The following is an 18,011-nucleotide window of genomic DNA, read 5'->3' on the forward strand; positions in this document are numbered from 1 at the left end:
TCTTCTGTCAGTAGGATTGCGCTCAGACCAATAAATCAAAGAAACTAAGTGTAACCTATGTCTGATCAACTGACTCTAAAAACCAAACTCTCATATGGCCTAGGTGCTTTAGGCAAAGACTTTGCTTGTGCGCCTATCTACATCTTCCTAATGTTCTACTTTACAGACGTCGCAGGGTTGTCCGCTGCGTTTGTCGGTTCAATCTTCCTTGTGGCCCGAATTTTCGATGCTGTGACTGACCCACTTATGGGCGTGATCGTTGACAACACTCGTTCAAAAATGGGTAAGTTCCGTCCGTGGATTGTTGTTGGGACGATTCTAAATGCGGTTGTTCTGATTGCGTTGTTTAGTACTCATATGTTTGAGGGTACAACCTTATATGTATATGCTGCGGCAGCGTATATCTTATGGGGGCTGACCTATACCATTATGGACATTCCTTATTGGTCAATGATTCCAGCGCTGTCTAGCTCTAGACAAGAACGCGAGAAGTTAGTCGTATGGCCTCGTCTATTCGCTAGCTTGGCATGGTTTATCATCGGTACTTACGGCTTGCATATTGTTGGTACGTTAGGAGATGGCAATCAAGGAGACGGTTTCTTCAATCTATCAATCCTAATCGCGATTCTATTTGTGTTAAGTGCTTTCTTGGTAGCTCGTAACGTAAAAGAAGATACCAACATCAAAGCAAACGCAGCGGAGAAGTTTAATTTCAAAGATGTCATGGTAATTATTGGTCAAAATGACCAACTAAAAGCACTGATTGGCACGGTATTATCTTTCCAAATCGCTAACTTGCTAGTGGGCGGATTTGCTATCTATTACTTTTCTTATGCGTTAGGAAATCCTGAACTTTTCCCTATCTATATGATGGTTGCTGGTGCTGCGGAAGTCGCGGGTGTTTTCTTATTCCCACGCATTGCTGCTAAGTTGCCTAGAAAGAACTTGTGGTTTATCGCTTGTGGTTTCCCGATACTCTCATGTGGCCTGTTACTTGCGATGAGTGGCTTGGCTCCGGGTAACGTGGTGCTTATCGGTCTCTCAGGTGCAGCTATCAAATTTGGTATCGGTATTGCGAATGCTCTACAAACAGTGATGCTTGCTGATGTTGTGGACTATGGTGAATATAAAACTGGTCGTCGCAGCGAGAGTGTTATTTTCTCAGTTCAAACCATGTTGGTAAAATTCGCGGGTGCAGCCGGTGGCTTCATCGTTGGTGTGGGACTGTCATTAGTCGGCTATGTACCGAACGTAGAACAAACTGCGGATACTATTTTTGGCATTGAGTTCATGATGGTGGGCTTACCTGCAATCTTAATGGCAATTAGTGGCATTGTTTACAAACGCTATTATCACTTGCACGATGGGTTTTCTGAGAGTGCGGTTCAACACATCGAACAGGTGGAATCTCAAACAGCTAACGCGCAATAATTCAACATCTCTCTAATTATTATGAATCACACGGTTTAATGCAGTTTGTACAGAATGTATTGAATGGTGTGATTCATAAATAGAATCAGTCACTTCTCGTTTTACTCTTCCGATCTGAAGGTACTCTTCTGTCCCTTCGATGCTGACATTTCATTACAGCTCTTGACTATCTATCCATATAGACTATTCATATTATAAGTGTCATTAATTTATATAACTTATTAATAACTAAGATATTTACAGAAAAATGACTTGAAGCCATTTTGTGATGCACTTCAAGTGAGTAAAGTCTATCGCCAAAACCTTCTATTTTGACTTTTTAGGGGAGCCCTTTTTAGCCAATGTTTTCAACTATTCTCAGTTTTGACCGAGCATCCATGAGTTCAACAGATTTGCAGCGTTCGCATCGCTTTGCATTCATGTGGTGTTTTTTCTATGCCGTCGCTTGGTCTTTGGTGTCTTATCACCTAGATCCAACCGTACCTTATGACGCAGTGGAAGCGTTGAACTGGGCCAGTAATGGGGAATGGGGAAGTCCGAACAATCCGTGGTTTGTAGGCTTCTTTGCCCGTATTTTACTTGTCTCAGATACCACAGAGTTTGCATCAGCATTTTGGTATGTAGGACACTTCTCTGTTATCGCATTGGGTATGCTGGGTTGCTACAGACTCGCTTACAAACTTACAGATTCAACGGCCTTAGCTTGGTTGGGGCTGCTGACTCTAAACTTATCAGGTGTTATCAATTTTGAAGCCATCCCATATAACGACAACTATTTGTTGTTTGGTTCTTGGTCATGGATTTTGCTGTTTTTTGTTAAAGCGGTTTATGAAAACGCGAAGTGGTGGTTACCGTTTGGTGTGTTAGCCGGTTGCTCTGCAATGGCTAAATACACGACCTTCGCACCAGTTGCGATGGTATTTGTACTTAGCCTTACAGTGCCAAGCGTGCGTCGCTTTTGGAAAGAACCGTATTTCTATGCCGGCATTGTTGCGTTTCTAGCTTTAGTAACACCAAACTTCTTTTGGATGTTTGCTAACAACTTCTCGTCGGTGAAGTGGGTGAGTGGTCAAGTATCGGCACAGTTGAGTCCTGGTAGTTGGTTAGCGCTGTTATCGGTATTCTATCCGTTTGTTTTGTTAGCGGCGTTGCTGGGCAGACGGGCGCTGAAACTAACTAAAGATGTGCCTGAAAAAGTATGGCTAACAACGTTTGTTTTATTGGCTCCTCTGGTGCTTATCATGGCTTGGTTCACCTTCCATAAAGGTAATCGCCTTGTGGAATGGCTACACCCGTTCTTCATGCCAGCACCAGCAGTATTAGTTGCCTATCTAGCAAAAGATGTTGTGGGTAAACTATCGAGACCATTTAAAGTATTGTCAGTGATGGCATTAGTTATGATTGTTGGTTATGCCTCGGTGATGATCTTTAACGTTCGCAATGCGGGGCAGAGCTTTAGCGGCATTAAGACGTTAAGCATTGAAGCAGAACAGTTTTGGTATCAGCACAATGATAAGCCACTGACATTAGTTGGTGGGACAGAGCTTTCTCAATGGTTTACCTTCTATATCGCACCTCATCCAAAAATGACAAACCAGTGGAGCAATGAGACGCTACCCAATGTTTACAATCGTCATATCACAGCAGAGGCAATTGAGCAGCAAGGTGTGTTGTTGATGGGCAATATGGGGGCAGGATGTAAAGAAGGAGTATTTGCTCGCTTTACTAATGAATGGCCGCAGTTTGTACCTGATATTCAACAAGAAGTGATTTATCAAGATTCTCAACAGGACAAACAACAAGCAGTATGTTTGGGAATCGTGAGTCCACGTTCTTAACCAGTGCTGCGTTACAACGAATTAAGCCCTCCATTATGGAGGGCTTACTTTTTGAATCGACTTCTACAATAGAACTTAAGCGATCTTGATACCTTCCAGATGTTGCTGACATTGCGTTCTTGCTGTGCCGAAAAATGCCTGCAGATAGTGTTTATCCTTTTCTCCATTTCTCACCGCAGCAAAGAGTCTTCGCCAAAGCCCTTGTTCCAGTGGCTTGCTGGTAATTAATCCTTGACGAGAAAACTCACTCACTGCCCAGTTAGGTAAAGCAGCGACCCCTAAACCCGCCGAAACCATTTGTACCAACATTAAGGTGTTGTCAGCTTGCTTCCATTTCTTTGGTTCTATCCCTGCTGGGGTTAAGAAATGTTTGACTATATCAAGACGTTGCTTTTGAACCGGATACGTCAATAAGGTCTGCTCTGATAGATCTTCGGGTTCAATTACAGATTTTTCTGCTAATGGGTGAGAGATGGACGTGACTAAACGCATCTCGAAATCGAACAGGGGTTCATAATGAATTTCAGATCGCGGCTGAATATCAGAGGTAATCACCAGATCTAGCTCTCCAGCAACCAAAGCAGGAATAGGCTCAAAGCCAAAGCCAGAGGAAAAATCAAGCTCTACATGTGGCCAAGCGAGTTGGTACTCTTTCAAAGCGGGCATCAGCCACTGAAAGCAAGAATGACAGTCTATAGCCATGTGTAAACGACCGTTGATGTCTTCCTTGAGACCCGCTAAATCACCTTCTGCTTGCGCGATGCGTGGAAGAATTTCGTTCGCGAGGTTGAGCAGTATCTCACCTTCTGAGGTAAATCGAACTGGGCGTGTCTTGCGAATAAACAACGGTGAGCCGATACGCGCTTCTAAGTCCTTTAGTTGATGAGAGAGGGCGGACTGAGTTAGGTGTAGCGATGTGGCGGTCGCAGTTAGTGATCCTGTATCTCGTAGCGATGCCAATGTTTTTAAGTGCTTTAGCTCTATCATGAATATCCCTCATCCTGTTCCCTTAACTATTAACTTAACGTGATTTATAAGATGTGTAAACATCTAGACGTCCAAAAGTGTTTTCTATCTGTTGTTGAATTAATTTCATATTCAATGTGAATAATTTGAGATTGTTCATATTTATTGGCTGGGGGATAGTTTAGCCATCCAGACTGCTTCAGATAAAGGACATCAACATGACAGTAACGCACATTCTTGGCTATCCACGCATCGGTGAAAAACGCGAACTCAAATTTGCTCTAGAAAAATACTGGAAAGGGGAGAGCGACCAAGCTGCTCTCAAGCAAACTGCAAGTAACATCAAACAGAATAACTGGGCGCTGCAACGCGACAATGAACTATCTTTCGTGACAGCGGGTGATTTTGCTTGGTATGACCATGTACTTAGTACCAGCCTACTACTAGGCCATGTGCCAAAGCGACATGCTAAAGGCTTTCCTGACCTTGATACGCTTTTTCGTGTAGGGCGAGGTCAGTCACAGGCTCAGTGCGGTTGCAGTGGCGAAGCAGCGTCAGACATGACGAAGTGGTTTAACACAAACTATCACTACATTGTTCCTGAGTTTTCCTCTCAAGATAGTTTTCAAGTAAGTTGGACCCAGTTATTTGATGAAATAAATGAAGCTCAGCAAAACAGCAGTAATGTGAAACCTGTGCTTCTAGGCCCTTTGAGTTACCTTTACCTTGGTAAAGAAGTCGAAGACGGTTTTGATAGACTCACGCTGTTGCCACGTCTTTTGACAGCCTACCAAGCTATCTTAGCGAAGCTAGAAAAACTGGGTGTAGAGTGGGTACAAATTGATGAGCCAATACTATCTCTTGAGCTTCCAAAGCCATGGCTAAGTAGTTTTAAGCTGGCTTATCAGGTAATTAGAAGTGATGTGAAGGTGCTACTGACAACCTATTTTGACTCGGTTGTTGAATCGTTAGATGTGATTAAGCAACTAAGTGTTGATGGCCTGCACATTGATGTGGCTGCGGCTCCTGAACAGCTAGATATCGTGGTTGATCAATTACCAGAAGATTGGGTGTTATCGGTCGGTACTATCAATGGTCGAAATGTATGGCGCGCAAATTTACACAGTAAGCTCCAACAATTGCTGCCAGTAAAAGAAAAGCTTGGTGAACGCTTGTGGGTGGCCACCTCATGCTCTTTGCTACACAGCCCGGTTGATTTAGAACTGGAAACCAAACTTCCAGAAGGGACAAAAAACTGGTTCTCTTTTGCCAAACAGAAGGTTAGTGAAGTGCAATGGTTGGCTAAGGCATTAGATGGCGATGAAGATGCAAAACAGTATTGTGCTCAATACAGTCAACCAATTATAGAGCGTGAGCTATCGACTTGGGTAAATAAGCCTGAGGTTCAAAAGCGTGTTGCCGCTTTGGGCCAAACCAACGGTGATCGCTGCGCACCTTATGATGAGCGAGCCCATCATCAGAAAGAAGTATTGAAGCTTCCTTTATTGCCAACTACGACGATAGGTTCGTTCCCGCAAACCTCTGAAGTTCGACAAACACGTGCGGCGTACAAACGTAATGACATTGATTTCCCAAGTTATCAAACTGCTATGCATGCGTTTATCAAAGATACGGTAGAGCGACAGGAAGCCACCGGATTAGATGTTTTGGTGCACGGTGAAGCTGAACGTAATGATATGGTGGAGTATTTTGCAGAGAATCTTTCAGGCTTTCAAACTACTCAATTTGGTTGGGTACAGAGTTATGGATCGCGCTGTGTTAAACCTGCCATCGTGGTTGCTGATATCGAACGTGACAAGCCAATGACAGTCGAGTGGTCAACCTATGCTCAGTCGTTAACCTCAAAACCAATGAAAGGTATGTTAACGGGGCCTGTGACCATCTTATGCTGGACGTTCCCTCGTGAGGATGTGACGCGAGAAACGATAGCCAATCAGCTTGCATTAGCACTTCAAGATGAAGTTAATGATTTGCAGAACGCTGGAATTAATATCATTCAGATTGACGAACCTGCAATTCGCGAGGGTTTACCGTTAAAACAGCGTGACCATAAAGCATATTTAGAGTGGGCGGTGAAAGCGTTCAAAGTGTCCGCGGCAAGTGCTAAACCAGAAACTCAAATACACACTCATATGTGTTACAGCGAGTTCAATGAAATCATTGAATCTGTGGCTGCGTTAGATGCAGACGTGATTACCATTGAAACTTCTCGTTCAAATATGGAACTGCTAAATGCGTTTGAAGAGTTTAACTATCCAAATGAGATTGGGCCGGGGGTTTACGATATTCACTCTCCAAACATCCCGACCGTTGAATGGATTGAGCAGTTGATTGAGAAAGCGGCTGAGCGCATTCCTGTAGAGAGACTATGGGTGAACCCAGACTGCGGTTTAAAAACACGTAACTGGGAAGAAACGGAAGCATCATTAAACAACTTGGTGAAAGCTGCGAGTAACTTGCGTAAAAAGCTAAGTTAATCGGTAGAAAAATAGAAAAGGCTTGCAGATGCAAGCCTTTTTTCGATGATTCGAGTTAGTTGGCAGGCGGCTTGTCGCAATAGTCTTTGGTGACAAGCTGGTCTACCATAAGTTGACCGCGCGAGTTGCGAATTTTGATCCGGTAGGCCAAACCCATATCCAGATTTGATTTCACTTCACGATCGGTACAGTAATAGTTCATGCTGTTACGCAATACCGTATCAAGCGGTTTAGCGCCTTTGGCATCGGTATTGTAGATCATCATAATTTCAACCGTGCCTTTGTTGGCTGAGGCCTTCATGATGGACAACGGGCCTTGTTCAATAGGCAAACCAGAAGACAACACGCTAGCGCGGCTTTGAGCTAGCATTTCTATCTGACGCTGTTGGTCATCATTGGCGCTAGAACAGCCCGCTAACACGGTCACTGCCGTGAGAGCCATCCAAAGAGATTTTTTCATCGTTCGCCTTTAGAATACTTTCTTAAATGGTTTAACGATAACGTTAGCATAAACACCAGCTTCAATGTACGGGTCGGCATCTGCCCATTGTTGCGCTGCCGCTAACGACTCGAACTCAGCAATAACGGTTGAGCCTGTAAACCCAGCATCTCCCGGATTATCACTGTCAATGGCTGGCATTGGGCCTGCGGTGAGCAATCGACCTTCATCTTGGAGTGTTTGAAGTCTTTCCAGATGTTGTGGGCGAACGCTGAGACGTTTTTCTAGCGAGTTCTCAACGTCTTGTGAAAAAATAACGTACCACATATTTGTTTCCTTCAAATAGTCATGTCCTCTTAAGATGTCATTTTTTCACGGAAAAGTCATCGCTAGAACCGCTTTAATTTGGATTAATTGGACGAGGGCGTCCATTTGCATCAATGGCAACGTAATGGAAGGTAGCTTCACATACTTGGTAACGGTCACCGACACCCTCTAGACTTACTGGTTTAACCCATACTTCTAGATTGATAGTCATTGAGGTGTTACCAATTTTGGTGCATTCACCGTAGCAGCAAACTACATCACCAACTTTTACAGGGTGTTTGAACGTGATTCCTGAAACTGAAACCGTCACGATACGGCCATGAGAGATCTCTTTCGCCAGGATACCGCCGGCTAAGTCCAATTGAGACATAATCCAACCACCAAATATATCGCCATTCGCGTTGGTATTCTCAGGCATAGCTAGAGTGCGAATTATAGGTTGGCCTTTAGGTGTGTTTGATGTTGTATTGGTCATGGTTATCATTTTCCTGAAACAAGACAGCGACCCGTAGGTCGCTGTTTTCAATTACCTGCGGAGTATACAAAACTTCCGCCTTGAATCAAGATGTATGATCTTGGTTCTCATTTTTGGCAGGTTTGCCTTCTTCATCTTTCGGAATGTGTTTGTAGATATACACGCCAGTGAGAATGGTGAAGAGCAGGGTAGCTGCCAATAGGCCGAAGACTTTAAAGTTGACCCAAACGTCGAGTGGAAGGGAGTAAGCGACGTAAATGTTCAAACCCGCGCAGAAAGAAAAGAAGCCGACCCACGCATAGTTTACTTTGGTCCAAACCGCGTCAGGTAAGGTGATTTCTTTACCCAGCATACCTTTAATAGCGCTTCGCCCCATCGCATGACTAACCGCTAGACCTATCGCAAATATCACGTAAACAATAGTCACTTTCCATTTTATGAAGTTGTCATCGTGCAAGAATATCGTCATGCCACCAAACACAGCGACCATTAAGAATGTAATGACCTGCATTTTTTCGACTTTCTTATATAGGAAATAGGTGATGACGATTTGAACTGCGGTTGCGACGATTAATGCGCCCGTTGCCACGTAGATATCTTGCATTTTATATAGAACGAAAAAGATAATCAGTGGAATAAAATCAAGTAGTTGCTTCATGTTTATCGCAAACCTTTCAGTGATGATTCACGACAGTGTAACCAAAACTTTGCCAATACAAAACAATTTGAACAAATTGGTGATGAAGATGCTCGGGACCAAGGGAGGTGTGCCAGTGACGAGACGAGTTAGAAAGACCCGAAAAGTCGGGCCTTTGTTAATCTTCTATTCCTAATACACTATTCGGTGATAGGTTTTTTTAAACCAGAGATCGATGCGTACTGAGGGGGATTAAGATCCTGCGGTTTTATTTGCACTCTGGCATCACTGGCTCGGCACACACCATCGGTGAAATTGCCGCCACGGATGTACTTGTGTATGCCATCAAATCCGTTTTTATAGTAGGAGTCGAGCTTTCCTCTGTAACCGTAGTAAGTACATTTATCGTAGCCCCAGCCATACATATAATCAGCAAGAGCTTGAGCGAAGCTTCGCTGACCATTTACCCAGGAGGCACTGTTACAGTTATAGCATTTGATTTTGCCTGTAAAAGTCTTTGGAAGGCCATTTTCTTTTAGTCGGTCGACGACAAACCTGTGACCTACGACAGTACCCCAGCATTTAGCCATGGTGATATGTTCTTTCCCCGGGAATCCATGTCCACGGATATATATTTGATCATCATTAGAAATATTGACTAGCTCGTTAATGGTAACGCCTTTTTGATACCAGATCTGAATGGCTTCTTTATCTTTGGTCGTAGCAGGATGTTGTATCCAGCGATGGTTTTTGCGATGCATTATGTTGTCAGAGAAATTGCCATCCTCGTCGGTCATTTCACCATACTCCATCCAAGCTCGAGCGTCAGAGGTTGGTGTCGGCATATAAAAGATTATCTTTCCCATGGGTACGTCAAACTCCTTTTGTTTGTAACCATAAATAACCTAGTAGAAAAACACATATTAAAACAGTTTTATATAAAAAAGGGTTGTCACTATAAAGTGACAACCCTTGAAATCTGTTTAATGACTTAAGTTACGCTTGTTGTTTTTGTAACTCAGCCTCTTGTGTTTCTTCTTCAACCAGAGCATCAACGATGACCGCACAAGCTGCATCACCAGTGATGTTTAGAGCAGTACGAATCATGTCGAAGATACGGTCTAGAGCGAATAACAGAGGTAGGCCTTCAATAGGAATGCCTGCCGCCAGTAGTACCGCTACGACAAGGAATGACGGACCAGGAACACCGGCTTGACCAACCGCACCCAATGTCGATGTCACGATGATAGCAATGTATGCGCCCATTGAAAGATCGATATTGAATAACTGTGCAAAGAAGATAGCTACCAAACCATAGTAAATTGCGTTACCAGACATATTGATGGTCGCACCAAGTGGCAGTACGAACGATGCTGTCGAGTTCTTAACACCTAACTCTTTTTCTACTGTGTCCATAGTCACAGGCAGTGTCGCCATTGAAGAAGCCGTCGAAAGCGCAACTGCTTGAGGCTTTTTCATGGCACTAATGAACTTCTTCGCTGAGGTCTTTGTAAACACTTGAATCATTAGAGGGTATACAACAAAGCCGAAGATAAGAATGGCTGCGATGTAGACGACGAACAGCTTGAACACAACCATTAGCGCACCAAAACCGAAGGTGCCAACGGCTTCTGCCATTAGGCCGAATACGCCGATAGGAGCGATGATCATCACTTTGTTGATCATCCACACCATAACATCAACAATTGCGTTCACGCCATTAAGAAGAGGGTTGCGACGGGTTTCTTCTAGTTTAGAAAGGCCGATACCAAAGAATAGGCAGAACACCAAGATCTGTAGGATGTTTGCTTCATTTAAGGACTGAAAAACGTTGGTCGGGATCATACCTGTAATGGTTGCCCAGAAAGAAGGTAGGTCGCCCTTAGAAGCGTATTCAGCAGAGAACATGCCCTCGATGCCTGCTGTATCGATATTAATACCTGGTTGGAACACTTCACCCATAACAAGCGCCAACGCCACTGCTAGAGCTGAAGTTAAACCAAAATAAGCTAGTGTGGTGACACCAACTTTACCTGCGTTACTACTGTTGCCAAGACCAGCAGCACCTGAAATCAGAGCTACAGCAACCAAAGGAATGACTAACATCTTAATTAAATTAATAAAGATAGTACCCAATGGGGCAAACATAGACGCAGATTCACCCATTACGGCCCCGATTAGGGTACCTAGGATCATTGCAATCACGACTTGGACGCCAATATTGTTTAGCATCAACTTTTCTTTTAACACTTCCTTAACTCCTGTGCTAATAAATTATAAAATCCTAGCATAGTCTTCCAGATGAACGGCAAATGTTAGACTAATGTTCGTTGAAGTTTTTACACTTTATTAGCACTGTTAGCAATAGATAGAAATCAATTAGAGGTGATTTAGATAAGAATATTAGAAGGAATGCTGTTCTATTGACCGATAGCAAACGTTTGCTTTGAATTTGGTTAATAATTACTTACGGATTGAAAGATATTGATAATAGTTGTGAAGGTTGAGATGTAAAAAAAAAGTTGCGCAACTGGCGCAACTTTTTTGTTATGAAAGGGCAAAATGAACTGTCTAAAAAAACGCCTATTTTTGTGTCGCTGCTTTCATCGCTTTAACAAATTCAGAAAGTTTGTTTAGCATTTTTTCGGGCTCTGCCAAGTTGTTTTCGATGATTTTAACGACCGCAGAGCCAGAGATAGCTCCTGCAGCACCAGCAGCCAATGCTTCAGAGACTTGCTTCGGCTCAGAAATACCAAAACCAAGTAATGATGGCGGAGCATCATGTTTAGTGAGTTTATCTAGCTGAGTATTCATAGGCATATTAGCTTTAGTTTCAGTACCAGTTACCCCAGCTCTCGAAAGCAGGTAGGTATAGCCGCCGCCTAGTTTTGCCACTTGCTGAATGGTTTCTTCACTCGCTGTTGGTGGCGCAATAAAGATAGGGTGAATACCGTGCTTATGAGCCGCTTCAACAAACTCTTTGCTTTCGTTAGTTGGAACGTCAGCGATTAGTACTGAGTCGACGCCCACTTCCGCGCATTTCTTATAGAAAGTGTCAACGCCACCTGAATAGACGAGGTTTGCGTACATGAGCAATCCAATTGGAAGCTCTGGGTATTTTGAGCGTATTTTTGCCAGCAGCTCAAAACATATAGTGGGTGTGGTTTTTGAGTCCAAAGCACGAATGTTTGCGCCTTGAATAGTAGGACCATCAGCTTGAGGGTCTGAAAACGGCATGCCAAGCTCTAGCGCATCAGCGCCAGACTCAACTAAGGTTTCGATGATTTTCAGAGACAGCTCTGGATTCGGATCTCCCATTGTCACGAAAGGAACGAAAGCGCCTTGATTCTTCTCGCCTAGGCGTTGAAACATTTCTTTGTAGCGATCTTGATTCAGGCTCATTACATAACTCCTTTTTCTTTTAAGATATCGTGAACGGTGAATATATCTTTGTCTCCGCGCCCTGATAGGTTAACAACGAGAAGTTGTTCCTTCTCTGGGTTTTCGCGTGCCATCTTTAACGCGTAAGCCAGTGCGTGTGAAGACTCAAGAGCTGGGATAATACCTTCTCCGCGCGCTAGCTCTTGGAATGATTCGAGCGCTTCGTCGTCAGAAATAGACTCGTATTCTGCTCGACCAATACTATTTAGATAAGCGTGCTGTGGTCCAACGGATGGGAAATCGAGACCTGCAGATACGGAATAAGACTCTTCTATTTGGCCATGTGGATCTTGCATAAGTGGTGCTTTCATGCCGAAGAAGATACCAGTAGTACCATGCTTCAATGGTGCGCCGTGTTGGTCTGTATCAATCCCTAGTCCAGCTGGCTCTACACCGATTAGGCGAACGCTCTCTTCTTCAATAAAGTCTGCAAACATGCCAATGGCATTTGAGCCACCGCCGACACAGGCAATAACAGCGTCAGGAAGAACCCCTTCACGTGCTAGGATTTGATTTTTGGTTTCTTCACCAATCATACGTTGGAATTCACGTACAATTGTTGGGAACGGGTGAGGGCCTGCCGCTGTACCTAGTAAGTAGTGCGCATCTTCGTAGCTGGCTGACCAGTCACGTAGAGCTTCATTACAGGCATCTTTTAGTGTTGCTGAACCAGAATGAACAGGAATTACCTCAGCACCCATCAGACGCATGCGGAAAACGTTAGGGCTTTGACGTTCTACGTCTTTTGCACCCATATATACTCGGCATTTTAGTCCAAGCAACGCACAAGCAAGTGCTGTTGCAACCCCATGCTGACCAGCGCCTGTTTCGGCAATAATTTCGTTTTTACCCATACGTTTGGCAAGCAAAGCTTGGCCAAGTACTTGGTTGGTTTTGTGAGCACCACCGTGAAGTAAATCTTCACGTTTAAGGTAAAGCTTCGTTTTGGTGCCTTTGGTGAGGTTGCGAGTTAGTGTTAGCGCCGTTGGACGCCCTGCGTATTCTTGCAGTAGGGACATAAACTCTGAACGAAATTCAGGGTCGTCCTGAGCGTCGATAAAGGCTTGCTCTAGTTGATCCAGTGCTGGGACAAGGATCTGTGGAACAAATTGTCCACCGTATTCGCCAAAATAGGCATCTAATTTAGACATGGTAAATTCCTTAAGTTGAAACTTGTTACTCGTACTAGAGCAAGTTTTAGTAATCTCGAATTAATGCGAAGGCTTGGTTGAGTTTTTCGGCATCTTTCTTACCCGGTGCGGACTCAACGCCCGAATTGAGATCTAAGCCGATACATCCAAGCTCACTAGCTTGCTTAACATTCTCAGGAGACAGTCCTCCAGCTAGCATAATGTCAGTGGTGTTATTTAATAATTGCCAATCAAAGCTCTTTCCGGTACCGCCTGATTGTTCACCCACCTTGGCATCTAATAAGTGGCGGTCAACATTGATGCTGTTTAGGTCTGGCAGCTCATCGGTGACACCGTGTGCTTTCCACACTTTTATATCTTCATTAAGAAGAGGTTTGAGTGTATCTACGTAGGCTTGGTCTTCGTTACCGTGCAGCTGTACCGCAGACAGTTTCAGTTGATTTGCTGTATCTGCGACAAACTCCGGGTTATGGTTTTGAAATACGCCAACAAACTCAAGTGGAGCGCCACTCATGACCATGCGAGCTGATTCTAAATCGACGTAGCGCGGAGACTTTTCTACGAAAATCAAACCACCTTTTACTGCGCCAGCCTGGTAAGCTTTTGCCGCATCGTCTGCTTGGGTCAGGCCACACACTTTGTTTTCTCCGAACAGCACTTTACGAACGGCAAGTTCTAAGTTGTCTTCTGCCATGAGCGAACTACCGATTAGGAAGCCATTAGCAAACGGACAAAGATCTCGAACTTGCTGGTGGTTATAAATACCAGATTCAGAGATGATGATGGTTCCTTCAGGAAGTTTTGGAGCAAGCTCCTTAGTGCGTTCAAGATTCACCGACAGGTCACGAAGGTTGCGGTTGTTGATACCGACAACTTTCGCCTTAAGCGCAATAGCTCGCTCTAGTTCTTCTTCGTTACTTACTTCGGTGAGAATACCAAGGTCGAGAGACTCTGCAACGGCTGCAAGCTCACGATATTCTTCATCATTGAGTACTGAAAGCATCAAAAGAATAGCGTCAGCATTGTAGTGGCGAGCAAGATAGACCTGATAAGTGTCAATCATAAAGTCTTTACACAGCACTGGCTGTTTAACCTGACGACGAACTTGGGGTAGGAAGTCAAAGTTACCTTGGAAATACTTCTCATCGGTCAAAACAGAGATCGCGCTTGCGTGGTTGTTGTATACCGAGGCTATGTAGTCCAAGTCGAAATCGTCGCGGATTAACCCTTTAGATGGGGACGCTTTTTTGCACTCAAGAATGAAGGCAGCTTTTCCTGTAGACAGCGCTCCATAAAAGCTGCGATCTGATGGCACTAGATCGGCCTTAAAGCTTTCTAGCGGTTGAGACTCTTTACGAGCCGCAACCCAGATTTTTTTGTCTTCGACGATTTTTGCTAATACCGTTTCCATTTTCTTTTCCTATGTTGTCGTCGATGGTTTATCCGCGCTCAGCGAGTTGCTGGACGAGTTGATACGCTTTACCTGAATTCATTGCGTCTATCGCTTGTTGAGCATTGGACTTAAGGTCGTCATGCCCAAATAGTTTCATCAATAATGCAACGTTGACAGCAACAGCGCCAAGTTGAGCGTCAGTCCCTTTTCCGGTCAGCATATTGGTGATGATTGCGCGGTTTTCTTCTGGCTCACCACCTTTGATAGCCTCAAGTGGATGAGCATCTAAGCCGAAATCTTCTGGTGTTAACGTGTACTCGGTAATTTTCCCGTCTTTGATTTCTGCTACTAGCGTTTCGCCATGAATTGCTACTTCGTCTAGACCGCTACCGTGTACTACAGCTGCACGTTTCATCCCCATTTGTAGCATGGTTTCTGCGATAGGACGAACCAGTTTCGCGTCATAAACGCCCATCAATTCGATGTTTGGTCTTGCTGGGTTAATCAGTGGACCCAAAATATTGAAGATAGTACGAGTTTTCATGGTTTGGCGAACGGGCATCGCATGACGAACACCACCGTGATATTGCGGTGCAAATAGGAAGGCAACACCAATATCATCAACGGCTTTGCGTGTGTCCTCGGCAGACATCGCTAGGTTGATACCAAAAGAGTCGAGCAGGTCAGAAGAACCAGATTTGCTCGACACACCGCGGTTACCATGCTTCGCTACTTTTAGACCACAAGCTGCGGCAACAAATGCCGCGGTTGTGGAAATGTTGATAGTGTTGGCTCCATCGCCGCCAGTACCCACGATATCTGCGAAGTCATAGTCAGGACGGGGGAAGGGATTAGCATTGGCTAATAGCGCTTTGGCTGCACCTGCGATCTCCTCTGGGGTTTCCCCTTTGATTTTCAGAGCGGTTAACGCGGCAGACATCAAAATAGGGTCAAGTTCCCCTTTAATGATAGTGTCAAACAACTGCTGGCTCTCTTGTTGAGACAGGTCTTGTTGGTCGTAAAGTTTATTAATAATAGTTTCCATGATTACGATTCCTTGAATTTGTTTCAGTTGTTTGAATGATTAAAGCTGTTTCGTTGCCCACGCAATAGCGTTACTTAACAGCGTTGCACCATACGTCGTCATGATCGACTCTGGGTGATACTGAAAACCGCAGACGCGGTCTTGTTCATGCGCTACAGACATAACCAAACCATCGACCTCTGCAGTGATATTTAAGCTGTCAGGCACTGTTGTTGCGACCAAGGAGTGATAACGTGCGATGGCCATTGGTGACGGCAGTCCTTGATAAATGCTGTGGTTATCGTGAGCCATCATCGAGACTTTGCCGTGAATGATTTCTCCAGCACCAGCTACAACACCACCGTAAGCTTCTACAATCGCTTGGTGACCTAGACAAATACCGATCATAGGAACTTTGCCACGCAGCGTTTTGATGAGTTCTGGCATGCAGCCCGCATCTGCTGGCGCGCCTGGGCCAGGAGAAAGTACAACCACCGGATTGTCCAATTCAAGTACCGCGTTAGCTATGACGTCAGCGGCAATGTGATTACGATAGATTTTTACGTTGTGGCCTAAGCTACGGAATTGGTCGACAAGGTTGTAGGTAAATGAATCGAAGTTGTCGACAAACACAATGTTGGCTTTGCTGGAAATAGTAGTAGACATCGTGATTACCCCTTGTGCGCCGTTTTGATAGCAGAAATAACAGCTTGTGCTTTGCCTCGTGTTTCGTCTGCCTCAGACTGCGGGTCGGAATCAAATACAACACCTGCGCCGGCTTGAACCTGAGCAACACCATCCTCCACATAGGCGGAGCGGATTACGATACACGTATCAAGATCACCAGCTCCATTCATGTAACCAACTGCTCCACCATAGCTACCGCGTGTTTGTCCTTCAAATTGACGAATGAGCTGCATCGCACGAATCTTTGGTGCGCCTGTAAGTGTTCCCATGTTCATACATGCGTGATAGCCATGAAGGGCATCAAGATCACCACGGAGCTGACCAACAACACGGGACACTAAATGCATGACGTGGCTATAACGGTCGGTTTGAAGCAGATCGGCGACATGCCTAGTGCCGGGTTCTGCGATACGTGCAACATCGTTACGTGCTAAGTCGACCAACATCATGTGCTCAGCGTTCTCTTTCATGTCGCTACGCAGTTCGAGTTCAATGCGGCTGTCGAGATCTTTGTTGATGGAGCCATCGGCGTTTTTACCGCGACGCCGTGTGCCAGCAATAGGGTAAATTTCAATTTGATTGGAGTCAGAACCGTACTTAAGTGCGCTTTCTGGTGATGCTCCGAATAGGGTGAATAATTCGTCCTGCATGTAGAACATGTATGGGCTTGGGTTGCTTTGCTTCAGCTCTTTGTATGCTGCAAGCGGAGAAGGACATGGCAGAGTGAAACGGCGTGATGGAACGACTTGGAAAATGTCTCCACGAACGACGTACTCTTTTAAATCTCTTACTATCTGGCAGAAATCTTCATCAGAGATACTAACGCTCTCTTCGATACCTTCAACTTTCTTCGCCTCTGGAACAAGTTTGAGGTCATCGCATTGCTGACTGATTTGTAGAATTCTTCCACGGATGCGAGCTAATTCATCTTCATCATGATTAAACAACGTTGTATGCAGGTCGCATGATTCTTTTTGATGGTCAACAACAAGTAGACTCTCTGCAACGTAAAATACGAAGTCTGGACATTGGTTTGATTGTTTAGCATCACCTAGTGGTTCGAAGTTGGCAACGATGTCATAAGCGAAAAGCCCACCCATAAATAATGCATTTTTATCTTGGCCTGTCAGGTCGAAACTGTGTTGTACAAGACGAAGTGCATCAAAAGAAGAGGCTTCACGAAGTCTAGAATCTTCGTCAAGCGTATCATCAGGCATCTCAAACTGAACGACCAACTCACGTTCTTGTAGGGTAAATTCAATGCCTTCAGCAAGATTCTGAGCAATGATATTGAGCAAGTTAACGCCGTTTGTGGTTAAGGCTTCGTAGCGAACTTTGTGACCCTCACAAACAATTCTTACCGCTGAATCAACGATAAGCAGACTTTGGAGATCTTGTTTAGAGTCAATCTCAGCAGACTCAAGCAACAGACTGTCTGTTTTGTTTTCACATAGCGTATGAAACAGTCGAGTCGGATCTTGGGTATAAGGTACTTGCAATGACAGTACTTCCAAACGACCTTGCTTTTTGATGGTAATGGCTTTGTTCACAAAACCTCCTCTAAATTCTTTGAATCTGCTTTTGCAACAATCTTGATACATACTCGCATAATTAAAACGTTTGCCCAACGTTGAATAGGTTCAATTTGTTGCTTAATTAATCAGTTAAATCGAAAAACAAAAAAGCCCACTCGTTTGAGTGGGC

Annotated in this window: 16 protein-coding genes and 1 other annotated feature (1 of these 17 running past the window's edge); of the genes, 3 read left to right on the top strand and 13 right to left on the bottom strand. The window is 44.4% G+C overall.

Going from position 1 to position 18,011, the window contains the following annotated elements; genetic code table 11:
* Nucleotides 1-57: 57 nt before the first annotated feature.
* Both melB and MMA19_RS15850 read left to right on the top strand, forming a co-directional pair.
* On the top strand, nucleotides 58-1,431 hold the full coding sequence (gene melB / locus MMA19_RS15845) for a melibiose:sodium transporter MelB (RefSeq protein WP_038228117.1): 1,374 nt from the start codon (nucleotides 58-60) through the stop codon (nucleotides 1,429-1,431).
* A 377-nt stretch (nucleotides 1,432-1,808) separates the two neighbouring features.
* On the top strand, nucleotides 1,809-3,269 hold the full coding sequence (locus MMA19_RS15850; RefSeq protein ID WP_240206645.1) for a glycosyltransferase family 39 protein: 1,461 nt from the start codon (nucleotides 1,809-1,811) through the stop codon (nucleotides 3,267-3,269).
* 75 nt (nucleotides 3,270-3,344) lie between these two features.
* Here the strand turns inward: MMA19_RS15850 and metR are convergent, their stop codons facing one another.
* Complete coding sequence (metR, locus tag MMA19_RS15855; protein ID WP_240206646.1) at nucleotides 3,345-4,256, bottom strand: HTH-type transcriptional regulator MetR; 912 nt, start codon at nucleotides 4,254-4,256, stop codon at nucleotides 3,345-3,347.
* Nucleotides 4,257-4,453: 197 nt separating this feature from the next.
* On the opposite strand from metR, the gene metE reads away from it, so the two are divergent.
* The gene (metE, locus tag MMA19_RS15860; RefSeq protein WP_240206647.1) at nucleotides 4,454-6,733 is read left to right on the top strand and encodes a 5-methyltetrahydropteroyltriglutamate--homocysteine S-methyltransferase; all 2,280 of its coding nucleotides are present in this window, start codon (nucleotides 4,454-4,456) and stop codon (nucleotides 6,731-6,733) included.
* Nucleotides 6,734-6,788: 55 nt separating this feature from the next.
* Here the strand turns inward: metE and gspS2 are convergent, their stop codons facing one another.
* The 12 genes from gspS2 to MMA19_RS15920 form a co-directional block, all read right to left on the bottom strand.
* Nucleotides 6,789-7,193, bottom strand: a complete 405-nt coding sequence (gene gspS2 / locus MMA19_RS15865) for a GspS/AspS pilotin family protein (RefSeq protein WP_124940956.1) — start codon at nucleotides 7,191-7,193, stop codon at nucleotides 6,789-6,791.
* Between the two features lie 9 nt (nucleotides 7,194-7,202).
* Nucleotides 7,203-7,499: a YciI family protein gene (locus MMA19_RS15870; RefSeq protein WP_006071598.1), complete on the bottom strand. Its 297-nt coding sequence runs from the start codon at nucleotides 7,497-7,499 to the stop codon at nucleotides 7,203-7,205.
* A 73-nt stretch (nucleotides 7,500-7,572) separates the two neighbouring features.
* On the bottom strand, nucleotides 7,573-7,974 hold the full coding sequence (gene yciA / locus MMA19_RS15875) for an acyl-CoA thioester hydrolase YciA (protein WP_006071599.1): 402 nt from the start codon (nucleotides 7,972-7,974) through the stop codon (nucleotides 7,573-7,575).
* 85 nt (nucleotides 7,975-8,059) lie between these two features.
* Nucleotides 8,060-8,632, bottom strand: a complete 573-nt coding sequence (locus tag MMA19_RS15880; protein ID WP_240206648.1) for a septation protein A — start codon at nucleotides 8,630-8,632, stop codon at nucleotides 8,060-8,062.
* Nucleotides 8,633-8,811: 179 nt separating this feature from the next.
* Nucleotides 8,812-9,477, bottom strand: coding sequence for a hypothetical protein (locus MMA19_RS15885; RefSeq protein WP_240206649.1), 666 nt, complete (start codon nucleotides 9,475-9,477; stop codon nucleotides 8,812-8,814).
* Nucleotides 9,478-9,607: 130 nt separating this feature from the next.
* A complete protein-coding gene (locus MMA19_RS15890) occupies nucleotides 9,608-10,843 on the bottom strand; it encodes a dicarboxylate/amino acid:cation symporter (RefSeq protein ID WP_124941237.1) in 1,236 nt (411 codons plus the stop codon).
* A gap of 351 nt (nucleotides 10,844-11,194) precedes the next feature.
* Nucleotides 11,195-12,013, bottom strand: a complete 819-nt coding sequence (trpA, locus tag MMA19_RS15895; RefSeq protein WP_240206650.1) for a tryptophan synthase subunit alpha — start codon at nucleotides 12,011-12,013, stop codon at nucleotides 11,195-11,197.
* Nucleotides 12,013-13,203 (bottom strand): tryptophan synthase subunit beta, encoded by a 1,191-nt coding sequence (gene trpB, locus MMA19_RS15900; protein WP_006073854.1) that lies wholly within the window; start codon nucleotides 13,201-13,203, stop codon nucleotides 12,013-12,015. The genes trpA and trpB overlap by 1 nt, the downstream gene beginning before the upstream one ends.
* A gap of 46 nt (nucleotides 13,204-13,249) precedes the next feature.
* Nucleotides 13,250-14,614: a bifunctional indole-3-glycerol-phosphate synthase TrpC/phosphoribosylanthranilate isomerase TrpF gene (gene trpCF, locus MMA19_RS15905; RefSeq protein ID WP_240206651.1), complete on the bottom strand. Its 1,365-nt coding sequence runs from the start codon at nucleotides 14,612-14,614 to the stop codon at nucleotides 13,250-13,252.
* Nucleotides 14,615-14,642: 28 nt separating this feature from the next.
* Nucleotides 14,643-15,641, bottom strand: a complete 999-nt coding sequence (trpD, locus tag MMA19_RS15910) for an anthranilate phosphoribosyltransferase (protein ID WP_006073858.1) — start codon at nucleotides 15,639-15,641, stop codon at nucleotides 14,643-14,645.
* Between the two features lie 39 nt (nucleotides 15,642-15,680).
* Entirely contained in the window at nucleotides 15,681-16,286 is a 606-nt protein-coding gene (locus tag MMA19_RS15915; protein ID WP_006073861.1) for an aminodeoxychorismate/anthranilate synthase component II, read from the bottom strand.
* Nucleotides 16,287-16,291: 5 nt separating this feature from the next.
* Nucleotides 16,292-17,857 carry an anthranilate synthase component 1 gene (locus MMA19_RS15920; RefSeq protein ID WP_240206652.1) on the bottom strand — a complete coding sequence of 522 codons (1,566 nt, stop codon included), beginning with the start codon at nucleotides 17,855-17,857 and terminating at the stop codon, nucleotides 16,292-16,294.
* 126 nt (nucleotides 17,858-17,983) lie between these two features.
* Nucleotides 17,984-18,011 (bottom strand) — a sequence feature (Trp leader region); it runs 75 nt beyond the window's last position.

Source organism: Vibrio sp. CyArs1 (assembly GCF_022432925.1).
GTDB lineage: Bacteria > Pseudomonadota > Gammaproteobacteria > Enterobacterales > Vibrionaceae > Vibrio > Vibrio mediterranei.

Coding starts and splice junctions, on each gene's coding strand:
- melB (WP_038228117.1), top strand. CDS start 58: ATGTCTGATCAACTGACTCTAAAAACCAAACTCTCATATGGCCTAGGT.
- MMA19_RS15850 (WP_240206645.1), top strand. CDS start 1,809: ATGAGTTCAACAGATTTGCAGCGTTCGCATCGCTTTGCATTCATGTGG.
- metR (WP_240206646.1), bottom strand. CDS start 4,256: ATGATAGAGCTAAAGCACTTAAAAACATTGGCATCGCTACGAGATACA.
- metE (WP_240206647.1), top strand. CDS start 4,454: ATGACAGTAACGCACATTCTTGGCTATCCACGCATCGGTGAAAAACGC.
- gspS2 (WP_124940956.1), bottom strand. CDS start 7,193: ATGAAAAAATCTCTTTGGATGGCTCTCACGGCAGTGACCGTGTTAGCG.
- MMA19_RS15870 (WP_006071598.1), bottom strand. CDS start 7,499: ATGTGGTACGTTATTTTTTCACAAGACGTTGAGAACTCGCTAGAAAAA.
- yciA (WP_006071599.1), bottom strand. CDS start 7,974: ATGACCAATACAACATCAAACACACCTAAAGGCCAACCTATAATTCGC.
- MMA19_RS15880 (WP_240206648.1), bottom strand. CDS start 8,632: ATGAAGCAACTACTTGATTTTATTCCACTGATTATCTTTTTCGTTCTA.
- MMA19_RS15885 (WP_240206649.1), bottom strand. CDS start 9,477: ATGGGAAAGATAATCTTTTATATGCCGACACCAACCTCTGACGCTCGA.
- MMA19_RS15890 (WP_124941237.1), bottom strand. CDS start 10,843: ATGCTAAACAATATTGGCGTCCAAGTCGTGATTGCAATGATCCTAGGT.
- trpA (WP_240206650.1), bottom strand. CDS start 12,013: ATGAGCCTGAATCAAGATCGCTACAAAGAAATGTTTCAACGCCTAGGC.
- trpB (WP_006073854.1), bottom strand. CDS start 13,203: ATGTCTAAATTAGATGCCTATTTTGGCGAATACGGTGGACAATTTGTT.
- trpCF (WP_240206651.1), bottom strand. CDS start 14,614: ATGGAAACGGTATTAGCAAAAATCGTCGAAGACAAAAAAATCTGGGTT.
- trpD (WP_006073858.1), bottom strand. CDS start 15,641: ATGGAAACTATTATTAATAAACTTTACGACCAACAAGACCTGTCTCAA.
- MMA19_RS15915 (WP_006073861.1), bottom strand. CDS start 16,286: ATGTCTACTACTATTTCCAGCAAAGCCAACATTGTGTTTGTCGACAAC.